The 17,437-nt window shown below is 74.5% G+C and carries 17 protein-coding genes; 5 read left to right on the top strand and 12 right to left on the bottom strand.

Features of this window, described 5'->3' with window-relative positions:
• Positions 1-11 precede the first annotated feature (11 nt).
• Positions 12-794 (top strand): DUF389 domain-containing protein, encoded by a 783-nt coding sequence (locus O2W15_RS06620; protein WP_269178824.1) that lies wholly within the window; start codon positions 12-14, stop codon positions 792-794.
• An 11-nt stretch (positions 795-805) separates the two neighbouring features.
• On the opposite strand, the gene O2W15_RS06615 is transcribed toward O2W15_RS06620, so the two are convergent.
• From O2W15_RS06615 to O2W15_RS06605, 3 genes are all read right to left on the bottom strand, one after another.
• Positions 806-1,519, bottom strand: a complete 714-nt coding sequence (locus tag O2W15_RS06615) for an Atu4866 domain-containing protein (protein WP_269178823.1) — start codon at positions 1,517-1,519, stop codon at positions 806-808.
• An 82-nt stretch (positions 1,520-1,601) separates the two neighbouring features.
• The gene (locus O2W15_RS06610; protein ID WP_269178822.1) at positions 1,602-2,804 is read right to left on the bottom strand and encodes a cysteine desulfurase-like protein; all 1,203 of its coding nucleotides are present in this window, start codon (positions 2,802-2,804) and stop codon (positions 1,602-1,604) included.
• Positions 2,805-2,813: 9 nt separating this feature from the next.
• The gene (locus O2W15_RS06605) at positions 2,814-4,217 is read right to left on the bottom strand and encodes a bifunctional 3-(3-hydroxy-phenyl)propionate/3-hydroxycinnamic acid hydroxylase (protein WP_269178821.1); all 1,404 of its coding nucleotides are present in this window, start codon (positions 4,215-4,217) and stop codon (positions 2,814-2,816) included.
• Between the two features lie 65 nt (positions 4,218-4,282).
• On the opposite strand from O2W15_RS06605, the gene O2W15_RS06600 reads away from it, so the two are divergent.
• Positions 4,283-4,678 carry a DUF3224 domain-containing protein gene (locus O2W15_RS06600; RefSeq protein ID WP_269178820.1) on the top strand — a complete coding sequence of 132 codons (396 nt, stop codon included), beginning with the start codon at positions 4,283-4,285 and terminating at the stop codon, positions 4,676-4,678.
• 34 nt (positions 4,679-4,712) lie between these two features.
• Here O2W15_RS06600 and O2W15_RS06595 read toward each other — a convergent pair whose 3' ends face one another.
• A complete protein-coding gene (locus O2W15_RS06595; protein ID WP_269178819.1) occupies positions 4,713-6,611 on the bottom strand; it encodes an L-lactate permease in 1,899 nt (632 codons plus the stop codon).
• 223 nt (positions 6,612-6,834) lie between these two features.
• Here O2W15_RS06595 and O2W15_RS06590 point away from each other — a divergent pair, with 223 nt between their 5' ends.
• The gene (locus tag O2W15_RS06590) at positions 6,835-7,962 is read left to right on the top strand and encodes an NDMA-dependent alcohol dehydrogenase (RefSeq protein WP_269178818.1); all 1,128 of its coding nucleotides are present in this window, start codon (positions 6,835-6,837) and stop codon (positions 7,960-7,962) included.
• Here the strand turns inward: O2W15_RS06590 and O2W15_RS06585 are convergent.
• From O2W15_RS06585 to O2W15_RS06565, 5 genes are all read right to left on the bottom strand, one after another.
• The gene (locus O2W15_RS06585; RefSeq protein WP_269178817.1) at positions 7,941-8,552 is read right to left on the bottom strand and encodes a molybdenum cofactor biosysynthesis protein; all 612 of its coding nucleotides are present in this window, start codon (positions 8,550-8,552) and stop codon (positions 7,941-7,943) included. The two genes, O2W15_RS06590 and O2W15_RS06585, sit on opposite strands and share 22 nt — an antisense overlap.
• 123 nt (positions 8,553-8,675) lie before the next feature.
• On the bottom strand, positions 8,676-9,797 hold the full coding sequence (locus tag O2W15_RS06580; RefSeq protein WP_269162493.1) for an XdhC family protein: 1,122 nt from the start codon (positions 9,795-9,797) through the stop codon (positions 8,676-8,678).
• Complete coding sequence (locus O2W15_RS06575; RefSeq protein WP_269168304.1) at positions 9,790-10,902, bottom strand: vWA domain-containing protein; 1,113 nt, start codon at positions 10,900-10,902, stop codon at positions 9,790-9,792. Before O2W15_RS06575 ends, O2W15_RS06580 begins: the two co-directional genes overlap by 8 nt.
• Positions 10,892-11,782, bottom strand: coding sequence for an AAA family ATPase (locus O2W15_RS06570; protein WP_269178816.1), 891 nt, complete (start codon positions 11,780-11,782; stop codon positions 10,892-10,894). The genes O2W15_RS06575 and O2W15_RS06570 overlap by 11 nt, the downstream gene beginning before the upstream one ends.
• A gap of 34 nt (positions 11,783-11,816) precedes the next feature.
• The gene (locus O2W15_RS06565; protein ID WP_269162488.1) at positions 11,817-12,083 is read right to left on the bottom strand and encodes a hypothetical protein; all 267 of its coding nucleotides are present in this window, start codon (positions 12,081-12,083) and stop codon (positions 11,817-11,819) included.
• A gap of 160 nt (positions 12,084-12,243) precedes the next feature.
• Between O2W15_RS06565 and O2W15_RS06560 the strand changes: the two genes are divergently transcribed.
• The gene (locus tag O2W15_RS06560) at positions 12,244-13,515 is read left to right on the top strand and encodes a M18 family aminopeptidase (RefSeq protein ID WP_269178815.1); all 1,272 of its coding nucleotides are present in this window, start codon (positions 12,244-12,246) and stop codon (positions 13,513-13,515) included.
• A 16-nt stretch (positions 13,516-13,531) separates the two neighbouring features.
• Here the strand turns inward: O2W15_RS06560 and O2W15_RS06555 are convergent, their stop codons facing one another.
• Positions 13,532-13,921, bottom strand: a complete 390-nt coding sequence (locus O2W15_RS06555) for a hypothetical protein (protein ID WP_269162485.1) — start codon at positions 13,919-13,921, stop codon at positions 13,532-13,534.
• A gap of 40 nt (positions 13,922-13,961) precedes the next feature.
• On the bottom strand, positions 13,962-15,587 hold the full coding sequence (locus O2W15_RS06550) for an acyl-CoA dehydrogenase family protein (RefSeq protein ID WP_269178814.1): 1,626 nt from the start codon (positions 15,585-15,587) through the stop codon (positions 13,962-13,964).
• Between the two features lie 161 nt (positions 15,588-15,748).
• Here O2W15_RS06550 and O2W15_RS06545 point away from each other — a divergent pair, with 161 nt between their 5' ends.
• Positions 15,749-17,107: a glucose-6-phosphate dehydrogenase gene (locus tag O2W15_RS06545; RefSeq protein ID WP_269162481.1), complete on the top strand. Its 1,359-nt coding sequence runs from the start codon at positions 15,749-15,751 to the stop codon at positions 17,105-17,107.
• 8 nt (positions 17,108-17,115) lie between these two features.
• On the opposite strand, the gene O2W15_RS06540 is transcribed toward O2W15_RS06545, so the two are convergent.
• Positions 17,116-17,352 (bottom strand): hypothetical protein, encoded by a 237-nt coding sequence (locus O2W15_RS06540; RefSeq protein WP_269162479.1) that lies wholly within the window; start codon positions 17,350-17,352, stop codon positions 17,116-17,118.
• Positions 17,353-17,437 lie beyond the last annotated feature (85 nt).

The following is a 17,437-nucleotide window of genomic DNA, read 5'->3' as shown; positions in this document are numbered from 1 at the left end:
AGGATGACCACGTGCCTGCACCGCTCACGAGCCTGATGGACGAGGACACGGTCGACAAGATCGCGTCCCAGGTCCGGCTGTCCGGCAGCTACCTCCTGTTCATGACCGCATCCGGGGTGCTCGCCTCGGTGGCGCTGCTGTCGGACTCGGTCCCGATCCTGATCGGGTCGATGATCGTGGCGCCGCTGATGCCCCCGCTGGCCCTCGTCCCGTTCGCGCTGATGGCGCATCGTCGCGGTGAGGCCGGGCGCGGGCTGCGGGTCGCGCTGGTCGGCCTCGCGCTGGCCTTCGCCGCCGCGTGGGCCACCACCGCGGTGATGTCCGCCCTGGGGGTCGTCGCCTCGGACGCCGTGCTGCTGAGCCAGCCCCTCCTGCAGGAACGTGTCCACCCCGGCTGGTGGTCCATGGCCGCAGCGCTGGCCGCCGGCCTGGCCGGGACCGTTGCACAGGCCAGCGAGAAGACCGACACCCTCATCGGCACCGTCGCTGCGCTGGCCCTGGTCCCCGCCGTCGGGGCGTCGGCGATCGCGGTGCACGTCGGCGAGTTGGCACCCGCACTCGGCGGGCTGCTGCTGCTCGGCATGAACGTCGGCCTGATCATCGGGATGGGGATCGTCGCCCTGCTCTTCTCCGCGGGACGACGGGGGCTGCGCCCGCTGGCGGCGGTCCCGGTGGCCGTCGTCGTGGTCGTGAGCCTCTTGCTGGCCTGGGCCCAGTCGACCGAGACGGTCGCCGAGACGCCCCCGAACACCGGGGTCACGTCGAACGCCGAGGCTGTGCAGATCCCCCGTTGACCCGTGGGTGGTCAGCGGCGGCGGAAGACGTAGCCGCCGTGGTGGAGCACGCCGTCCCGGAACCGGCCGTAGGCCCAGAAGCCGAGGTCGTCGCGGTAGACGATGCGGTCGCCGTCGAGCCAGAACGCGCCCTGGTAGGCGTGCGGGCGGCCGCCGCGGGTCTCGTCGTACCGACCGTCCGCGGTGAGCTCCTGGTGGATGAGACCCGTCTCATCGACCCACGTCCCCAGATGCGGGCTGTCGGCCGGGGCGCGGCCCGGGCCGGTCTCGTCGATCGGGGCGGCGAGCCGGCGCCCGTTCCACCGCTGGACGACGCCGTCGGCCACGATCGCCGCAGCGCCGGCGGTGTACCAGACCAGCTGCTCGATCGGGCCGGTGCCCGCGGACGGGACCACGCCGAAGGTGGCCGGGTCGCCCGGCGTCAGGCTGCCGCCCCGGTCGCGCCGCCCGGCCACCGCCCCGGTCTCGATGACCGCCGGGGCGATCGTGAACCCGGTGCAGTCGACGACCAGGGCGTCGTCGTCCTCAGCGGCGGTGTGCAGGCCCGGCCCCACCCGCACGATCTCGGTGCAGCGGAGCAGCAGGTCGGCGTCCGTCAGGTCGCCGAGCAGGGGGTCCATCGTGCGCACCGTCGCGTGCGCGAACAGCAGCGGGCGGTGTCCGCCTGCCTGGTTGGCGAGGAGCGCCGGGAGGACGTCGTCGCTCAGCTGGTGTGTCGTGGTCATGCCCCGACCCTGCGGGCCGGACCGGGGGCCATCCAGGCCGCGCCGGACCTGGGTGCGGCACACCCAGGGTCGGCGGGCGCGGTCAGGAGGCGAGGAACTCCTGCAGCCCAGCGAGCAGCCGGTCGACGTCGGCGTCGTCGCTGTACGGCGCCAGCCCGACCCGCAGCCCGCCGGTGTCGCCCAGCCCCAGGTGGCGGCTGGCCTCGAGCGCGTAGAACGAGCCGGCGGGGGCGTTGACGCCGCGCTCGGCCAGGGAGCGGTACGCGTCGGCGGCGTCCCGGCCGGCGAAGGTGAGCAGCAGGGTCGGGGTGCGGTGGGCCGCGCGCGACCACACGGTCACCCCGGGCAGCGCCCGGACGCCGTCCTCGATCCGCTCCCGCAGCCGGTCCTCGTGCTGCTCGATGGCGGCCATCGCGGCCACCAGCCGGCTGCGGCGGTCGCCCTCGGGGCCGGCCTGGGCGGCGAGCAGGTCGATCGCCGCCGTGGTGCCTGCCAGCAGCTCGTAGGGCAGCGTGCCCAGCTCGAACCGCTCCGGGACGGCGTTGCTGGAGGGCAGCAGCTTGCCCGGGTGGAGGGTCTCCAGCAGCTCTGGTGCGGCGACCAGGCAGCCGCAGTGCGGGCCGAGGAACTTGTACGGCGAGCAGACGAAGAAGTCCGCCCCCAGCGCGGTGACGTCGACCGGCGCGTGCGCGGCCAGGTGCACGCCGTCCACCCACGTCAGCGCCCCGGCCTCGTGCGCCAGGGCGGTGATCGCGGCGACGTCGGGGCGGGTGCCGATCAGGTTGGAGGCACCGGTGACGGCGACCAGCCGGGTGCGCTCGGACAGCAGCGCCCCGACGGTCGCGGGGTCGAGCTCGCCGGTGGCCGGGTCGAAGTCGGCCCAGCGCACCGTGGCGCCGCGGGCCTCCGCGGCCTGCACCCACGGGCGGATGTTGGCGTCGTGGTCCAGCCGGGTCACGACCAGCTCGTCGCCGGGCCCCCAGCCGGCGGACAGCACCCGGGACAGGTCGTAGGTCAGCGCGGTGGCGCTGCGCCCGAAGACGACGCCGCCCGGATCGCCGCCGGTCAGGTCGGCGACCGCCTGCCGGGCTTCCCGCACCACCGCGTCGGCGTTGCGCTCGGCCTGGGTGACCGAGCCGCGGTTGGCCATCGGCTGGGTCATCGTGGCGGCGACCGCCTGCGCGACGACGTCCGGCATCTGCGAGCCGCCGGGGCCGTCGAAGTGCGCGGCACCGTCGGTGAGGGCGGGAAAGTGGGCGCGGAGTGCTGCGACGTCGAAGCTCACCCGGTCACGCTAACCGCGGGCGACGGCGGCGACGATCCGGTCGGGACGCACCAGTACCGAACGCCCATCGAGCCAGCCGGCCAGCTCCGGCGAGCCGAGCCGGTCGGCCCGGACGACGGGACCCGGCCAGTCCTCGGGCACCGGCCCGCCGGCCGTGAGCACCGCCCAGCCGGGGCCGAGCAGGTCGTCCAGCCGCGGGCTGCCAGGGACCGGCGGCTGCGGCACGAGCGACCCGACCGGCGAACTCGGCGCGAGGAGAGGCCTGCGCACCAGCGGGCCACGACGCAGCGGCGGCGTCCGGCTGGCGGCGGCGAAGGCGGCCAGCCGCGGCAGCCGGCGCACCCCGGTCAGCACCGCCCGGCGCACCAGCGCGGCCCGGTCGCCCCCGCCGGTCATCAGCCGGCCGAGCAGCACCGCGACGCGGATCAGCGCCCTGGCGTGCGGCGCCCGCTCGGCCTGGTGGGTGTCCAGCAGCGCGTCGTCCGCGCCGTCCAGCACCGCCGCCAGCTTCCAGGCGAGCTGGTGCACATCCCGCAGCCCCAGGCCGAGCCCCTGGCCGATGAACGGCGGGGTCAGGTGGGCCGCGTCACCGCAGAGCAGCACCCGCCGGTCGCGCCACCGGTCGGCCACCTGGGCGGCGTAGGTGTACTCCGCGGTCCGGACGACGGTGCAGCTCTCCGCACCGAACCGGGCGAGCAGCGCCGGGAGGTCGAGCTCGGCGGCGGATTCGCCCGCGGCCAGCCGGAACTCCGCCCGGTACCGGTCGCCGGCGATCGGCATGAACGTCCCCGGGCGCACCGGGTCGCAGACCTGGTGCACGCCGGGCCAGACGTCCAGCGGGGCGTCGGCCGCCAGGTCGACCACCAGCCAGCGCTCGGCCGGGCCGAGGTCGTGCATCCACGACCCGATCAGCCGGCGCACCGTGCTGTTCGCGCCGTCGCAGCCCAGCACGGCGTCCGCGACCAGCTCCTCCTCGACGCCGGTGGCCCGGTCGCGGACGGTGAGACGGACAGGTCCGGGTTGTTCCACGTGCAACACCTCGACCCCGCCGCGCAGCTCGGCCCGGGGCTCGGCGGCCAGTGCCGCGCGCAGCACCGCCTCCAGGTCGGGCTGGCTGAACATCGACGCCTGCGGCCAGCCGTGCTCGCCGTCCCCTCGCCCGAACTCGACGAGCGTGCGGTGCGCGCCGTCCAGCAGGCGCAGCCCGGCCATCGGCCGGCTGACCGCGGCGAACGCCTCGGCGACGCCGGCGGCCTGCAGCACCCGCAGTGACTCGTCGTCCAGGTGCACCGCCCGCGGCTGCGGGTAGGCGGCCGGGTGCCGGTCGAGCACCAGGACGTCGATGCCCCGGCGGGCCAGCAGAAGCGCCGCCGTCACCCCGACCGGCCCGGCACCGACCACCACCACCGTCACGGCGATGAGTCTGCCCGTGGCCCGACCCCAGGACAGACGGCAGGCCACGGGCCAGGATGCCGGGCATGGACCTGCACCTGACGGCGCCGTTCACCATCGACACCTGGGACGCGGTCGGTGACCCGGAGCCCGCCGAGCCCGGTGCGCCCGCCACCGGGCGGGTCGTGCTCGCGAAGACCTACGAGGGCGAGGACCTCACCGGCTCGGCCACCGGCCACGCGCTCACCACCCAGGGAGAGCGGGGCGCCTCCTACGTGGCGCAGGAGCGGATCACCGGCGCCCTGGCCGGCCGGCGGGGCAGCTTCGTGCTGGAGCACGGCGCCGCCATGGGCGAGGGCGTGGAGACCACCCAGTGGGCCCGGGTGGTCGCCGGTTCGGGCACCGCCGCGCTGGCCGGGTTGAGCGGAACGGGCACGGTCGCCCACGAGCTGATCACCCTGGACGTCGTCCTGCCCGACTGACACCCCGCCCCGGCGGGGGCGGGGTGTCGGTCGATCAGCGGTCGTCGCGGGTGCGGTTGGGGTCCGGGACCATGTCCGTCTGGTCCCGGCCGTCGCCGGGCGCCCCACCGGTCGTGGCGCTGTCCGCCGGCGAACCGGCCGTGTCGACGAGCTCGTTGTTCGGCTTCCCGGGCGAGCGCCGCATCGCGACGATCAGCGCGGCGACGGCGACCAGCAGGACGGCCAGCCACAGCGTGCTCAGGTTGGCCCCGAACCCGTAGATCAGCACCAGCGAGATGCCACCGGCCATCAGGCAGTAGTAGATCGTCGGCAGGACGGTCTTGCGGATCAGGTCGCCCTCCCGCCCGATCAGGCCGACGGTGGCCGACGCCGCCACGATGTTGTGCACCGTGATCATGTTCCCGGCCGCGCCGCCGACCGCCTGGGTGGCGACGACGGTCTCCGGGGTCACCCCGATCTGCTCACCGGTGGAGAACTGGAAGAGCGAGAACATCAGGTTGCTGACCGTGTTGCTCCCGGCGACGAACGCCCCCAGCGCACCGATCCACGGGGCGAAGGCCGGCCAGGTGTCGCCCGCGATGGACGCCGCGCCCTCGGCCAGGGTCAGCGGCATCGACGCCAGCCCGGAGTCGTTGAAGTCGGCCCCGGAGTTGATGAACACCCGGACCAGCGGCAGCGCGAACAGCAGCGCCACCGCCGCGCCGGCCAGCTGGCTGCCGGCCACCTTCCACGACGCGGCGATGTCGGCCGGCCGCATCCGGTGGATGGCGTAGGTGATCAGGCAGGTGAGGATGAACAGGAAGCCGGGCAGGTAGACCATCTGCAGCGCCTGGGCGATGCCGGTGCCGAAGATGTCGTCCACGGTGACGACCCGCCAGCCGGTGGTCAGGAACTCCGTGATCGGGTCGATGGTCCGGCTCAGCACCAGCAGGGCGGCGACGATGACGTACGGCGTCCAGGCCAGCCAGATGCTCATCTTCTTGCCGGCGACGTCCTTCTCGTCCTCCGGGGAGAGGTTGCCCATCCAGTTGGTCGCCCACCGCTCCCGGGCCGGGAAGTCCCAGGTCTCCTTCGGCATCAGGAAGCCCCGGCTGGACGCGAACATCACGATGACCAGGCCGATCAGGCCGCCGAGCAGGGACGGGAACTCCGGCCCGAGCACCGCGGCGACGGTCACGTAGGGCACGGTCATCGCGAAGGCGGCGAAGAGCGCGAACGGCCAGATCGCCAGGCCGTCGGCGAACCGCTTCCGCTCGCCGAAGAAGCCGCACAGCATGCAGGCGAGGATCAGCGGGATGAGCGTGCCGATGGTGGCGTGGATGGCGGCCACCTGGAAACCGATCCGCTCCAGGAACTCGGGGAACTCGATGCCGAGGAACGCCGTCCGCTGCTCGACGGCGTCCGAACCGGTCAGCCCGCCGCTGACGCCGACCAGGATCGGGGTGCCGACGGCGCCGAAGCTCACCGGCGTGCTCTGGATGATCAGGCCCACCATGACCGCGGCCATGGCCGGGAAGCCCAGCGCCAGCAGCAGCGGAGCGACCACGGCGGCGGGGGTGCCGAAGCCGGACGCGCCCTCGATGAAGCTGCCGAACAGCCAGCCGATGATGATCGCCTGCACCCGGCGGTCGGGGCTGATGCTGGTGAACCCGGCGCGGATGGTCGCCATCGCGCCGCTCTTGGTGAGGGTCTCCAGCAGCAGCAGCGCGCCGAAGACGATGTAGAGCAGTGTGAGGGCCAGCAGCAGCCCCTGGACCGCCGATGCGGCGATGGCGGTCGGGCTCATCTCCCAGGCGAACAGGGCGACGAGCACCACGACCACGAAGCCGATCGGCATGGCCCGTTTGGCGGGCCACCGCAGCCCGGCCAGCAGCACGCCGACCACCAGGATCGGGAGCAGGGCCAGCAGGCTGAGCACAGCGAGGTTGTCCACGTTGACGCCTCTCGTCGGCAGTGTCCGCACCATCGAGGGCGTGCGGAGTCGCTGCACTGTGACGCACCGCACGGTTGCCCGCCACCCCTGTGGACACGGGCGAGGGACGCCGTCCGCCCGGGATCCCCGCCATCCCGCCTTGACGGCACCCACCCGCCTCCCCAGGCTGTGAGAGAGACCACATCAACGACGACGTGGTCGCTGCAGACCTGGAGGACATGAGTTGAAGACCAAGGGCGCCATCCTGTGGGGAATCGGCCAGGAGTGGTCGATCGAGGAGATCGAGATCGGGGACCCCCGGGCCAACGAGGTCACCGTGGAGCTCGCGGCCTCCGGGCTGTGCCACTCCGACGAGCACCTGGTCACCGGCGGCACCCCGGTCGGCTCCTACCCGGTGCTCGGCGGGCACGAGGGTGCCGGCGTCGTGACCGAGGTGGGCCCCGGTGTCACCGGGCTGGCGGTCGGCGACCACGTCGTCACCGCGTTCATCCCGGCCTGCGGGCAGTGCCCGCCCTGTTCCAACGGCCACCAGAACCTCTGCGACCTCGGCGCCAGCCTGCTGGCCGGGACGTCGATCTCCGACGGCTCCTACCGGGTGCAGACCGGCGGCAAGGACGTCGTCCCGATGTGCCTGCTGGGCACGTTCGCCCCCTACATCACCGTGCACGAGGCGTCGGTGATCAAGATCGACGCGAACATCCCGCTGGAGGTCGCCGCACTGGTCGGCTGCGGCGTGACCACGGGCTGGGGCTCGGCGACCAAGGTGGCCGACGTCCGGCCGGGCGAGACGGTCGTGATCATGGGCGCCGGCGGCGTGGGCATGAACGCGATCCAGGGCGCCGCCGCCGCCGGGGCGCTGCGGGTGGTGGTGATCGAGCCGGTCGTCGCGAAGCACCAGTGGGCCAAGGACTTCGGCGCCACCCACGTGTTCTCCACCATCGAGGAGGCCACGCCGGTGGTCAACGAGATGACCTGGGGCCGGATGGCGGAGAAGGCGATCATCACCGTCGGCGACATCCAGGGGGAGGACATCCAGGCCGCGGTCTCGATGATCGGCAAGGGCGGCCGGGTCGTCGTCACCGGCATGGGCAACGCGGCCAACATGGACGTGAAGCTCAACCTGTTCGAGTTCACGCTGCTGCAGAAGGACCTGCAGGGTGCGATCTTCGGTGGCGCGAACCCGCGCGCGGAGATCCCCGCCCTGCTCGCCCTCTACCAGGCAGGTCAGCTCAAGCTCGACGGGCTGGTGACGCAGAAGTACTCCCTGGCCGAGATCAACCAGGGGTACCAGGACATGCGCGACGGCAAGAACATCCGCGGGATGGTCGTCTACACCGACGCCGACCGCTGACCGGACCCGCGCCCCGTCGGTGGACGGGGCGCGGGCCGCACGGCGGCGCCCGCCTGCGCCGGGTCCAGCGGGACGGCGGTGCGCAGCACGGCCGGGCCCAGCCGCAGGACGCCGTCCGACCGTGGTGCGCAGCGGATCCCCGCCCGCCCGCGCAGCCCGCGGTGTGCGCCGGGGGTGAGCGCGAGGTCCAGCCAGGCGCACGGGTGGGCCGGCCCCCCACCGGCCAGGACGACGACCCCCTCCCCGCAGTCCAGGCTGAACGGCTGCCCGCGCAGCGCCTCGACCTCCGCACCCCGCAGGACCACGTTGCGCCGGGCGGCGATCGGGTCCAACGGCCCGCTGCCCAGCTCGCCGGCCAGCCGCTCCAGCCCCTCGGCGGCGAGCACCGTCACCGAGGCGTCCCGGTGGGCAGGCCGGCCGAAGTAGCGGTCGCCGACGATGCCCAGCCCGGCCCGCACCTCGACCCGGTCGGTGCGCTCGACCGGTCCGGCCAGTGCCGGGTCGGGCCGGCCGTCCCAGCGGTGCGCCGGCGAGGCGAGCAGCCCGACGACCTCGACGTCGTAGCGGTACGGCAGGTCGTCGTCCGTCACCCGCCGATCGTCCCCCAGGGGCCGAGAGCGCGGGCCCCCGCCGTCCCACCCCTGACCCACCACCACCAAAATGGCCATTTTGGTGGCCCGGCTCAGGGGCCAAAGTCGCGAGTTCGGCCTCTGCTAGCGGTCGGCGGTGCGGTGGATGGGGCCGGCGACCTCGGCCAGCCGCTCGCCGGTGCCGCCCCAGCGGCCGGCGATGATCTCGGCGGCGATCGAGACGGCGGTCTCCTCGGGGGTGCGGGCGCCCAGGTCCAGCCCGATCGGTGAGGCGAGACGGACCAGTTCGTCCTCGGTCAGCCCGGCCTCGCGCAGCCGCGCCAGCCGCTCGTCGTGGGTGCGCCGGGAGCCCATCGCACCGACGTAGGCCACCGGCAGCCGCAGCGCGACCTCCAGCAGCGGGACGTCGAACTTCGGGTCGTGGGTGAGCACGCAGAGCACCGTGCGCTCGTCGAGCGCCCCGGCGTCCACCTGGGCCTGCAGGTACTTGTGCGGCCACTCCACGACCACCTCGTCGGCGTCGGGGAAGCGGCGGGCGGTGGCGAACACCGGCCGGGCGTCGCAGACGGTCACCCGGTAGCCGAGGAACGACCCCACCCGGGCGACGGCGGCGGCGAAGTCGATCGCGCCGAACACCACCATCCGGGCCGGCGGGGCGAAGGAGGAGACGAACAACGTGAGCTCGTCGCCGCGCCGCTCGCCGTCGTGGCCGTAGGTGAGGGTCGCCGTCCGGCCGGCGGCGAGCATGCCGCGGGCGTCGTCGGCGACGGCGTCGTCCAGCCGCTGGGCGCCGAGCGTGCCCGAGGCGCGGTCCGGCCAGAGCACCAGCCGCTTGCCGAGCCGGTCGGCCGGGCCCTTCACGCAGGTGACGACGGCGACCGGCTCGTGCGCGCCCACCGACGCGGCCACGTCACCGAGCTCGGGGAAGGACTCCCGGGAGATCGCCTCCACGTAGACGTCGAGGATCCCGCCGCAGGTCAGCCCCACGGCGAAGGCGTCGTCGTCGCTCACCCCGTACCGCTCCAGGGTGGGCTCGCCGCTGGCGAGGACGTCCTGCGCCTCCGCGTAGACCGCGCCCTCGACGCAGCCGCCGGAGACGCTGCCCACCGCCGTCCCGTCCGGGCCGACCAGCATCGACGCCCCCGCCGGGCGCGGCGCGGAACGCCAGGTGCCCACCACGGTGCCCACGCCGACGGTCTCCCCCGCCTGCCACCACCCGACCAGGTCGTCCAAGACATCACGCACGCGTGATCACCCCTGCCAGTTCCTCGAAGGCGGCCAGGCTGTGCCCGGCGACGAAGCAGTCGATCGACGGCAGCGCCGCCACCATCCCGCCGGTCAGCGGCTCGTAGCCGGCCCGGCCCTTGTGCGGGTTCACCCAGACGACGGCGTGCGCCAGCCGGGCCAGCCGGGCCATCTGCTCGCCCAGCAGCTCCGGGCCGCCGCGCTCCCAGCCGTCGCTGCAGACCACCACGATCGCGCCGCGGGCGGTGCCACGCTGGCCCCAGCGGTCGAGGAACGCCTTGAGCACCTCGCCGATCCGGGTGCCACCGGACCAGTCGGGGATCGCCGAACCGCTGGCGGCCAGCGCCTTGTCCGGGTCGCGCAGCCGCAGCTCGCGGGTCACCCGGGTCAGCCGGGTGCCGATGGTGAACACCTCGGTGCTGGCCGGCCGGGCGCGGACGGCGGCGTGCGCGAACCGCAGGAGTGCGTCGGCGTAGGGGCTCATCGACCCGGAGACGTCGATCAGCAGCACCACCCGGCGCGGGCGCGGGCGGGCCCGGTGGTGCACCAGCCGAGTGATCTCGCCGCCGTCGCGCAGCGCCCGCCGCACCGTGCGCGCCTGGTGGATCGCCCCGTGTGCCGACGGGCTGCGGCGCCGGGACGCGCGCATCGGGCTGGCCGGGACCAGCAGGGCGAACAGCCGGCGCAGCTGGTCGCGCTCGGCCACGGTCAGCTCGGCGACGTCCCGGTGCCGGAGCACCTCCTCGCCGCTGGCCTGGGTGGCCAGCTCGGTGGGCTCCCCGCCCTCCTGGCTGCCCTCACCGGTCTGCAGGGGCGCGGACTGCGCGACCCGCTGCTCCTCCGCCCCCGACGGCCGCCGGGCCCGCGGCGCCTCGCCCCCGAAGTAGGCGGCGAAGCCGGCGTCGTAGCGCTCGAGGTCGTCGGGGCTGGCGCAGAGGGTCAGCCGGCCGGACCAGTAGACGGCGGTGGGGTCGAGGACGTCGAGGTGCGCGACCGCGGCGAGCATCGCCTCGACCCGGTCGGGGGAGGCGTCGACGCCGGCGTGCCGCAACGTGCGGGCGAACCCCAGCACGGTCGTGACGACGTCCCGCTGCTCACCCGCCACCGAACAGCGCTCCCCGGGCGAGGGCCTGCACGCGGTCGGTGTCCTCCCGGTACTTCAGCACCGCCCCGAGGGTGCGAGCCGCGGTGTCCGGGTCGAGCTCGCGGGCGCCGAGGGCGTGCAGCGCGGTCGCCCAGTCCATCGCCTCGGCGACCCCGGGCGGCTTGAGCAGGTCGAGCTCCCGGAGTCGGGCCGTGGCGCGGGCGACCTGACGGGCCAGCTCCTCGGTGACGTCCGGGAGCCGGCGGCGCAGGATCGCCACCTCGCGCTCGAAGTCGGGGTGTTCCAGCCAGTGGTAGAGGCAGCGGCGCTTGAGCGCGTCGTGCACCTCGCGGGTGCGGTTGGAGGTGAGGACGACGAGCGGCGGCGTCTGCGCGCGGATCGTGCCCAGCTCCGGGATGGAGATGGTGAAGTCGCTGAGCACCTCGAGCAGGAACGCCTCGAACTCGTCGTCGGCTCGGTCGACCTCGTCGATGAGCAGCACCGACGGGGAGTCCTCCAGTGCCTGCAGCAGCGGGCGGGCCAGCAGGAACCGGCGGTCGTAGAGCGAGGCCTCCAGCTCCTCGGCGCGCTCGGCGGTACCGGCGGCCTCGGCGGCGCGCAGGTGCAGCAGCTGGCGGCCGAAGTCCCAGTCGTAGAGGGCGTGGCTGGCCTCCAGGCCCTCGTAGCACTGCAGCCGGTACATCGGCCGGCCGGTGACGTCGGCGAGTGCCCGGGCCAACGCGGTCTTGCCGACCCCGGCCTCGCCCTCCAGGAACAGCGGGCGGTGCATCACCAGCGCCAGGTAGGCCGCCGTCGCCAGGCCCTCGTCGGGCAGGTAGCCGGCGCCCTCCAGCGCAGCGGCCAGCGCCGCGGGGTCGGCGGGCAGCGTGGGCTCGGTCACAGGTGGCAGCATCCCATCCGCACCGCGGTGGTGATCAGTCCGCCGTCATCACCGTCAGGTACTCGTCGTAGCTGGCGATGACGTCCTCCAGGTCGACGGCCTCCGGGAAGTCGGCGACGTCCTGGTGCCTGCGCAGGAACTGCACGGTGCGCAGGACCACGTCCTCCTCGTCGTCGGCCCCGAGCTGGTCCATCACCTCGGGGGTCACCTTGAACCAGGTGCGCACGTCCTCCAGCTCGCTCGGCTGGGTCACGAGGTAGCCGTGCTCACCCTGGGCATCGATCTCGATGTCGTCGGCCATGCACCCGACCTACCCGCGCGCCGCCAGCCAAACGCAGGTCGACCCACCCCGACCACCGTTGAGCCGCGCCGTGGCACGGCGCAACGGTCGGTCCAGCGGCTCAGGCTCGACGGACCGGCTCAGGTCGGACGGGTCCGGGCCGGTCGAGCAAGATGGGCCCATGCCGGACCTCTCCCTCGGTGACGACCTGCGGGCCTTCGTCGACACCTCCCCGTCCCCGTCGCACGCCGTCGCGGAGCTCGGCCGGCGGCTGCGCGCGGCCGGCTTCACCGAGCTCGCCGAGGCCGACCGGTGGGAGCTTGCCCCCGGCGGGCAGCACTTCGTCGTCCGGCACGGCAGCCTGATCGCGTTCCGGGTCGGCAGCGCCTCCCCGGCCGAGGCGGGGCTGCGGCTGGTCGGCGCGCACACCGACTCCCCCACGTTCAAGGTGCGGCCGCGCAACGACGTCCGGCAGGCCGGGTACCGGCTGGTCGGCGTCGAGCCCTACGGCGGCGGGCTCTGGCACACCTGGCTGGACCGGGAGCTCACCGTGGCCGGCCGGGTGGCACTGCGTGGCGGCGGCACCGCACTCGTGCGGCTGCCCGGCGCGCCGCTGCGGCTGCCGTCGCTGGCGATCCACCTGGACCGCAGCGTGCGCGACGGCCTGAAGCTGGACCCACAGCGGGAACTGGTGCCCGTCTGGTCCCAGGACCTGGGCACCGAGCCGGGCCTGCGGGAGGCGCTGGCCAGCGAGGTGGGCGCGGCCGTGCAGGACGTCGTCGGGCACGACCTGGTGCTCGCCGACACCCAGCCGGCCGGCCGCACCGGCGCCGACGGCAGCTGGATCGCCGCGCCGCGGCTGGACAACCTGGCCAGCTGCCACGCCGGGGTGACGGCGCTGATCGCCGCGGCGGCCACCAGCCGCACCCAGCTGCTGGTCGCCAACGACCACGAGGAGGTGGGCAGCGGCTCGATGTCCGGGGCGCGCGGCAGCTTCCTGGAGGACGTCGTCCGCCGGCTGGTGGCGGTCCTGGACGCCGGTGACCCGCAGGCGCTCCCCCGGGCACTGGCGCAGTCCCGGCTGGTCTCGGCGGACATGGCGCACGCCGTCCACCCGACCCGCTCCGACCGGCACGAGCCCGGCCACCAGCCGCAGCTGGGCGGCGGGCCGGTGCTGAAGGTGAACGCCAACCAGGCCTACGCCACCGACGCGGTGACCAGCGGCTGGTTCGCCGAGCGCTGCGCGGAGGCGTCGGTGCCGGTGCAGTGGTTCGTCACCCGGGCCGACCTGCCCTGCGGGAGCACGATCGGTCCGCTGACGGCGACCCGGCTGGGCATCGCGACCGTCGACGTCGGCGCACCCATGCTGGCCATGCACTCGGCCCGTGAGCTGGCCTCGGCCCTCGACGTCCCGCTGGTGGTCGGCGCGCTGACCGCCTGCTTCGCCGACTGATCGCGCCGGGGGAGGGTCAGGCGTCGATGCGCCGACGGCCCGGGGCCCGGCCGATCCCGACCGCGACCAGGAACGAGCCGAGGAACAGGCCCACGGCGATCAGCAGGGCGCCCACCATGAAGAGCCCGGTCTCGTCCTGGCGGCCTGCGTCGACCGTCCAGCAGAGCGTGAACGGCACGGTCACCACCAGCGCCGCGACGAGCGGCCGCTGCACCCACCCGACCAGCACCGCGGCGGCCAGCAGCGTCAGCACGCAGCCGACGACCTGCCACGTCTCGTAGGGGCCCGAGGTCGTGCTGGTCTCCGGGTCGAACTGGTACTCCCGGTCCCAGGCCAGCCACGCGACCCAGGCGAGCACGCTCAGCCCGGCCGCGCCGGCGGTCAGGGCGGTTCGACGTCCGGTCATGCGCCGGAGGATAGGGCGCGCGGTGGCGGATCGGGCCCGGTCAGGCGCGCGCCGCGATCGCGGCGAGGTCCAGGCCGGCGTCCAGCGCCCCGTACTCCAGGCTGCGGTCGGCCCCGAGCCGGGCGGAGACGAAGGCATCGGCGACGGCGGCCGGCGCCTCGCGGATCAGGACGGCGCCCTGCAGGGCGAGCGCCAGCGCCTCCACGACCCGGCGGGCGTGCTGCGGGGCGATCCCCGGGTCGGCCTGCACCCGGCCGATGAGCGCCCGGGTGGCCTGCACGTGCGCGTCGAAGGCCCGGTGCTGGCCCAGCGCCGAGGCGACCTCCTCGTCGACGGCGGCCACCGACTCCGGCTCGCGGGCCAGCGCCCGGAGGACGTCGAGGGCGATCACGTTGCCCGAGCCCTCCCAGACCGCCATCACCGGCTGCTCCCGGTAGCGGCGGGCCAGCGGGAAGGCCTCGGTGTAGCCGTTGCCGCCCAGGCACTCCAGCGCCTCGTAGGCGTGGTGCGGCCCGCGCTTGCACACCCAGTACTTCGCCACGGGGGTGGCGAGCCGGCGGAACGCGACCGACTCGGCGTCCTCGCTGTCGTACGCCGCGGCCACCCGCAGCGCCGTCCAGGTGGCCGCCTCGGCCTCCAGCTGCAGGTCGGCGACGACGGCGGTCATCGCCGGCTGGTCCATCAGCGTCGCGCCGAAGGCGCGGCGGTGCCGGGTGTGCCAGGCGGCCTCGGCGACGGCCTGCCGCATGCCGGCGGCGCTGCCCAGGACGCAGTCCAGCCGGGTCTGCCCGACCATCTCGATGATGGCGCGGACCCCGCGCCCCTCCTCCCCGACCAGCCAGCCGACCGTTCCCTCCAGCTCGATCTCCGAGGAGGCGTTCGACCGGTTGCCCAGCTTGTCCTTGAGCCGCTGGATGCGGAACACGTTGCGGTCCCCGCCGGGCAGCACGCGGGGCACCAGGAAGCAGGAGAGGCCGGTGCCGGTCTGGGCGAGCACCAGGAACGCGTCGGACTGCGGGGCCGAGCAGAACCACTTGTGCCCGGTCAGCCGCCAGCTGCCGTCGCCGGCGTCGACCGCCCGGGTGGTGTTGGCCCGCACGTCCGAGCCGCCCTGCTTCTCGGTCATCGCCATGCCGAAGACCGCGGAGGACTTGGTGGCCGGGTCGCGCAGCTCGGGGTCGTAGTCCCGGGAGAACACCTTGGGCAGCCACACGTCGGCCAGCTCCGGCGCCGCCCGCAGCGAGGGGACGACGGCGTGGGTCATGCTCACCGGGCAGGCGTGCCCGGGCTCGACCTGGGCGAAGAGCATGAACGCCGCCGCCCGGGCGACGTGCGCACCGGGCCGCGGCTCCGCCCAGCAGCTGGTGTGCGCGCCGTGCGCGACCGCCGCGGCGCTGATCCGGTGGTAGGCGGGGTGGAACTCGACCGCGTCGACCCGGTTGCCCCAGCGGTCGTGGCCGGCGAACACCGGCGGGTGGGTGTCGGCGAGCTCGGCGTCCCGCTGGAAGTCGGCCTGCCCGACGAGCGACCCGACCTCGGCGAGGTGGTCGGTGGCCCAGCCGGCGCCGTGGCGCTCGACCGCCTCGGTCAGGGCCGGGTTGGTCGAGTACTCGTCCAGGTCGACCCTCGGCGGCGCCTGGTTGAGGACCTCGTGCGTGCGGCTCACTGCGCCTCCTCACCGACGTGGTCCCGGTTCCCCAGGAGTGGACCACGGCCGTGCGCCGGATCGGCGGATCAGGCGTCCCGGGGTTCAGGGCTGCGAGCCCTGGGCAGGGCGCGGAGGGGCCTGCGGACGGCGGGCCCGCCACGACGACGGAGAGGACGACGATGCAGGCGACCCTCGTGGTGCTGGGCGGGACGGGTGACCTCACCGGCCGCCTCCTCCTCCCGGGGCTGGCCCAGCTGGTCCAGGCAGATGCGCTCGACGGCGACGTCGACGTGCTGGCGGTGGGCCGGGACGACTGGTCGGAGCAGGAGTACCGGGAGTGGGCACGCGCCCGGCTCGCCGAGCACGCCACGCACGTGCCCGAGGAGGCCCAGGGCCGTCTGGTCGACCGGCTGGGCTACCAGCGCGGCGACGTCACCGCCCCCGATGACCTGCGGCAGGTGCTGGCCCGCGTGCCGGGCCGCCCGGTGGTCTACCTGGCCCTGCCGAACACCGTCTTCCTCCCCACCCTGGAGGCGCTGACCGAGGTCGAGCTGCCCGAGGGGACGACGATCGCCGTGGAGAAGCCCTTCGGCCGCGACGAGGCCGACGCCCGCCAGCTCAACGCCGTCCTGCACCGGCTGGTCCCGGAGGAGCGCGCGTTCCGCACGGACCACTTCCTGGCCAAGCAGACCGTGCTCAACGTCCTGGGGCTGCGCTTCGCCAACCGGCTGTTCGAGCCGGTGTGGAACGCCTCGCACGTCGACCGGGTCGAGATCGTCTTCGACGAGACGCTGGGCCTGGAAGGGCGCGCCGGCTACTACGACACAGCGGGCGCACTGCGGGACATGCTGCAGAACCACCTGCTCCAGCAGCTGGCCCTCGTGGCGATGGAGCCGCCGAACGCGGTCGACGGCGCCAGCCTGTCCGCCCGCAAGGCCGACGTCCTGCGGGCGGTCCGCCCCCCGGCCGACATGGCCCGGGACACCGTGCGCGGGCGGTACACCGCCGGGACCGTCCAGGGCCGGGAGCTGCCCGACTACACCAGCGAGGAGGGCGTCGACCCGGCGCGGGAGACCGAGACCCACGCCGAGTTCACGGTGACGATCGACAACTGGCGCTGGGCGGGCGTGCCGTTCCGGCTGCGCAGCGGGAAGGCGCTGGGCGCGGGCCGGCGGGAGATCGCCATCTGGTTCAAGCCCGTGCCGCACCTGGCCTTCGGCGACCAGCAGCTCCAGCCGGACGTGCTGCGCCTGGGCCTCGACCCCGACCACGTCACGCTGGAGCTGAACCTCAACGGGGCCGGCGAGCCGTTCGACCTCGAGCGCCGCGCCCTGGACATCGGCCTGCCCCCGAACGACCTGTCGGCCTATGGGCTGCTGCTGCGGGAGGTGCTGGCCGGGGACTCCACCCTGTCCATCAGCGACGTGGAGGCCGAGCAGTCCTGGCGCATCGTCGAGCCGATCCTGGCCGCCTGGTCGGCGGGCGAGGTGCCGCTGCGGGAGTACCCGGCCGGGTCGGCCGGCCCCGACCACGGCTGAGCCGCCCCCTACGTCGGGGGCTCCAGCAGGAACAGCCGGTGGACCACCTCCGACCAGGCGGCCCGGACCTCTGCGGGCCGGTCGGCGACGAGGTCCCGGATGCAGGCGAGGACCTCGCGCCCCTCACTGACCACCCCCTGGAAGGCCAGGCCGAACACCAGGGACCGGATCTCGTCGAGCGGCAGGCCGGCATCGAGCAACGGCTGGACGACCCACTGGTGATCGTCCCGGGCGAGCGACTCCACACCAGACGTTCGCCGGGAGGTGCCGGGTCGGATGCAGACGCGCCGGGACCGGCGGCAGCTCGCCGGTCCCGCGCACGTAGCGTGA

Origin of the sequence: Modestobacter sp. VKM Ac-2979, from assembly GCF_026967995.1 — a bacterium.
In the GTDB taxonomy this organism is placed as follows: Bacteria; Actinomycetota; Actinomycetes; order Mycobacteriales; family Geodermatophilaceae; genus Modestobacter.
This window is presented reverse-complemented; position numbering and strand designations above follow the sequence as displayed.

Excerpts from the sequence above, each read along its gene's own strand:
- O2W15_RS06615 (WP_269178823.1), bottom strand. The coding sequence starts at position 1,519 with ATGACCACGACACACCAGCTGAGCGACGACGTCCTCCCGGCGCTCCTC.
- O2W15_RS06600 (WP_269178820.1), top strand. The coding sequence starts at position 4,283 with ATGGACCTGCACCTGACGGCGCCGTTCACCATCGACACCTGGGACGCG.
- O2W15_RS06565 (WP_269162488.1), bottom strand. The coding sequence starts at position 12,083 with ATGGCCGACGACATCGAGATCGATGCCCAGGGTGAGCACGGCTACCTC.
- O2W15_RS06560 (WP_269178815.1), top strand. The coding sequence starts at position 12,244 with ATGCCGGACCTCTCCCTCGGTGACGACCTGCGGGCCTTCGTCGACACC.
- O2W15_RS06555 (WP_269162485.1), bottom strand. The coding sequence starts at position 13,921 with ATGACCGGACGTCGAACCGCCCTGACCGCCGGCGCGGCCGGGCTGAGC.
- O2W15_RS06545 (WP_269162481.1), top strand. The coding sequence starts at position 15,749 with ATGCAGGCGACCCTCGTGGTGCTGGGCGGGACGGGTGACCTCACCGGC.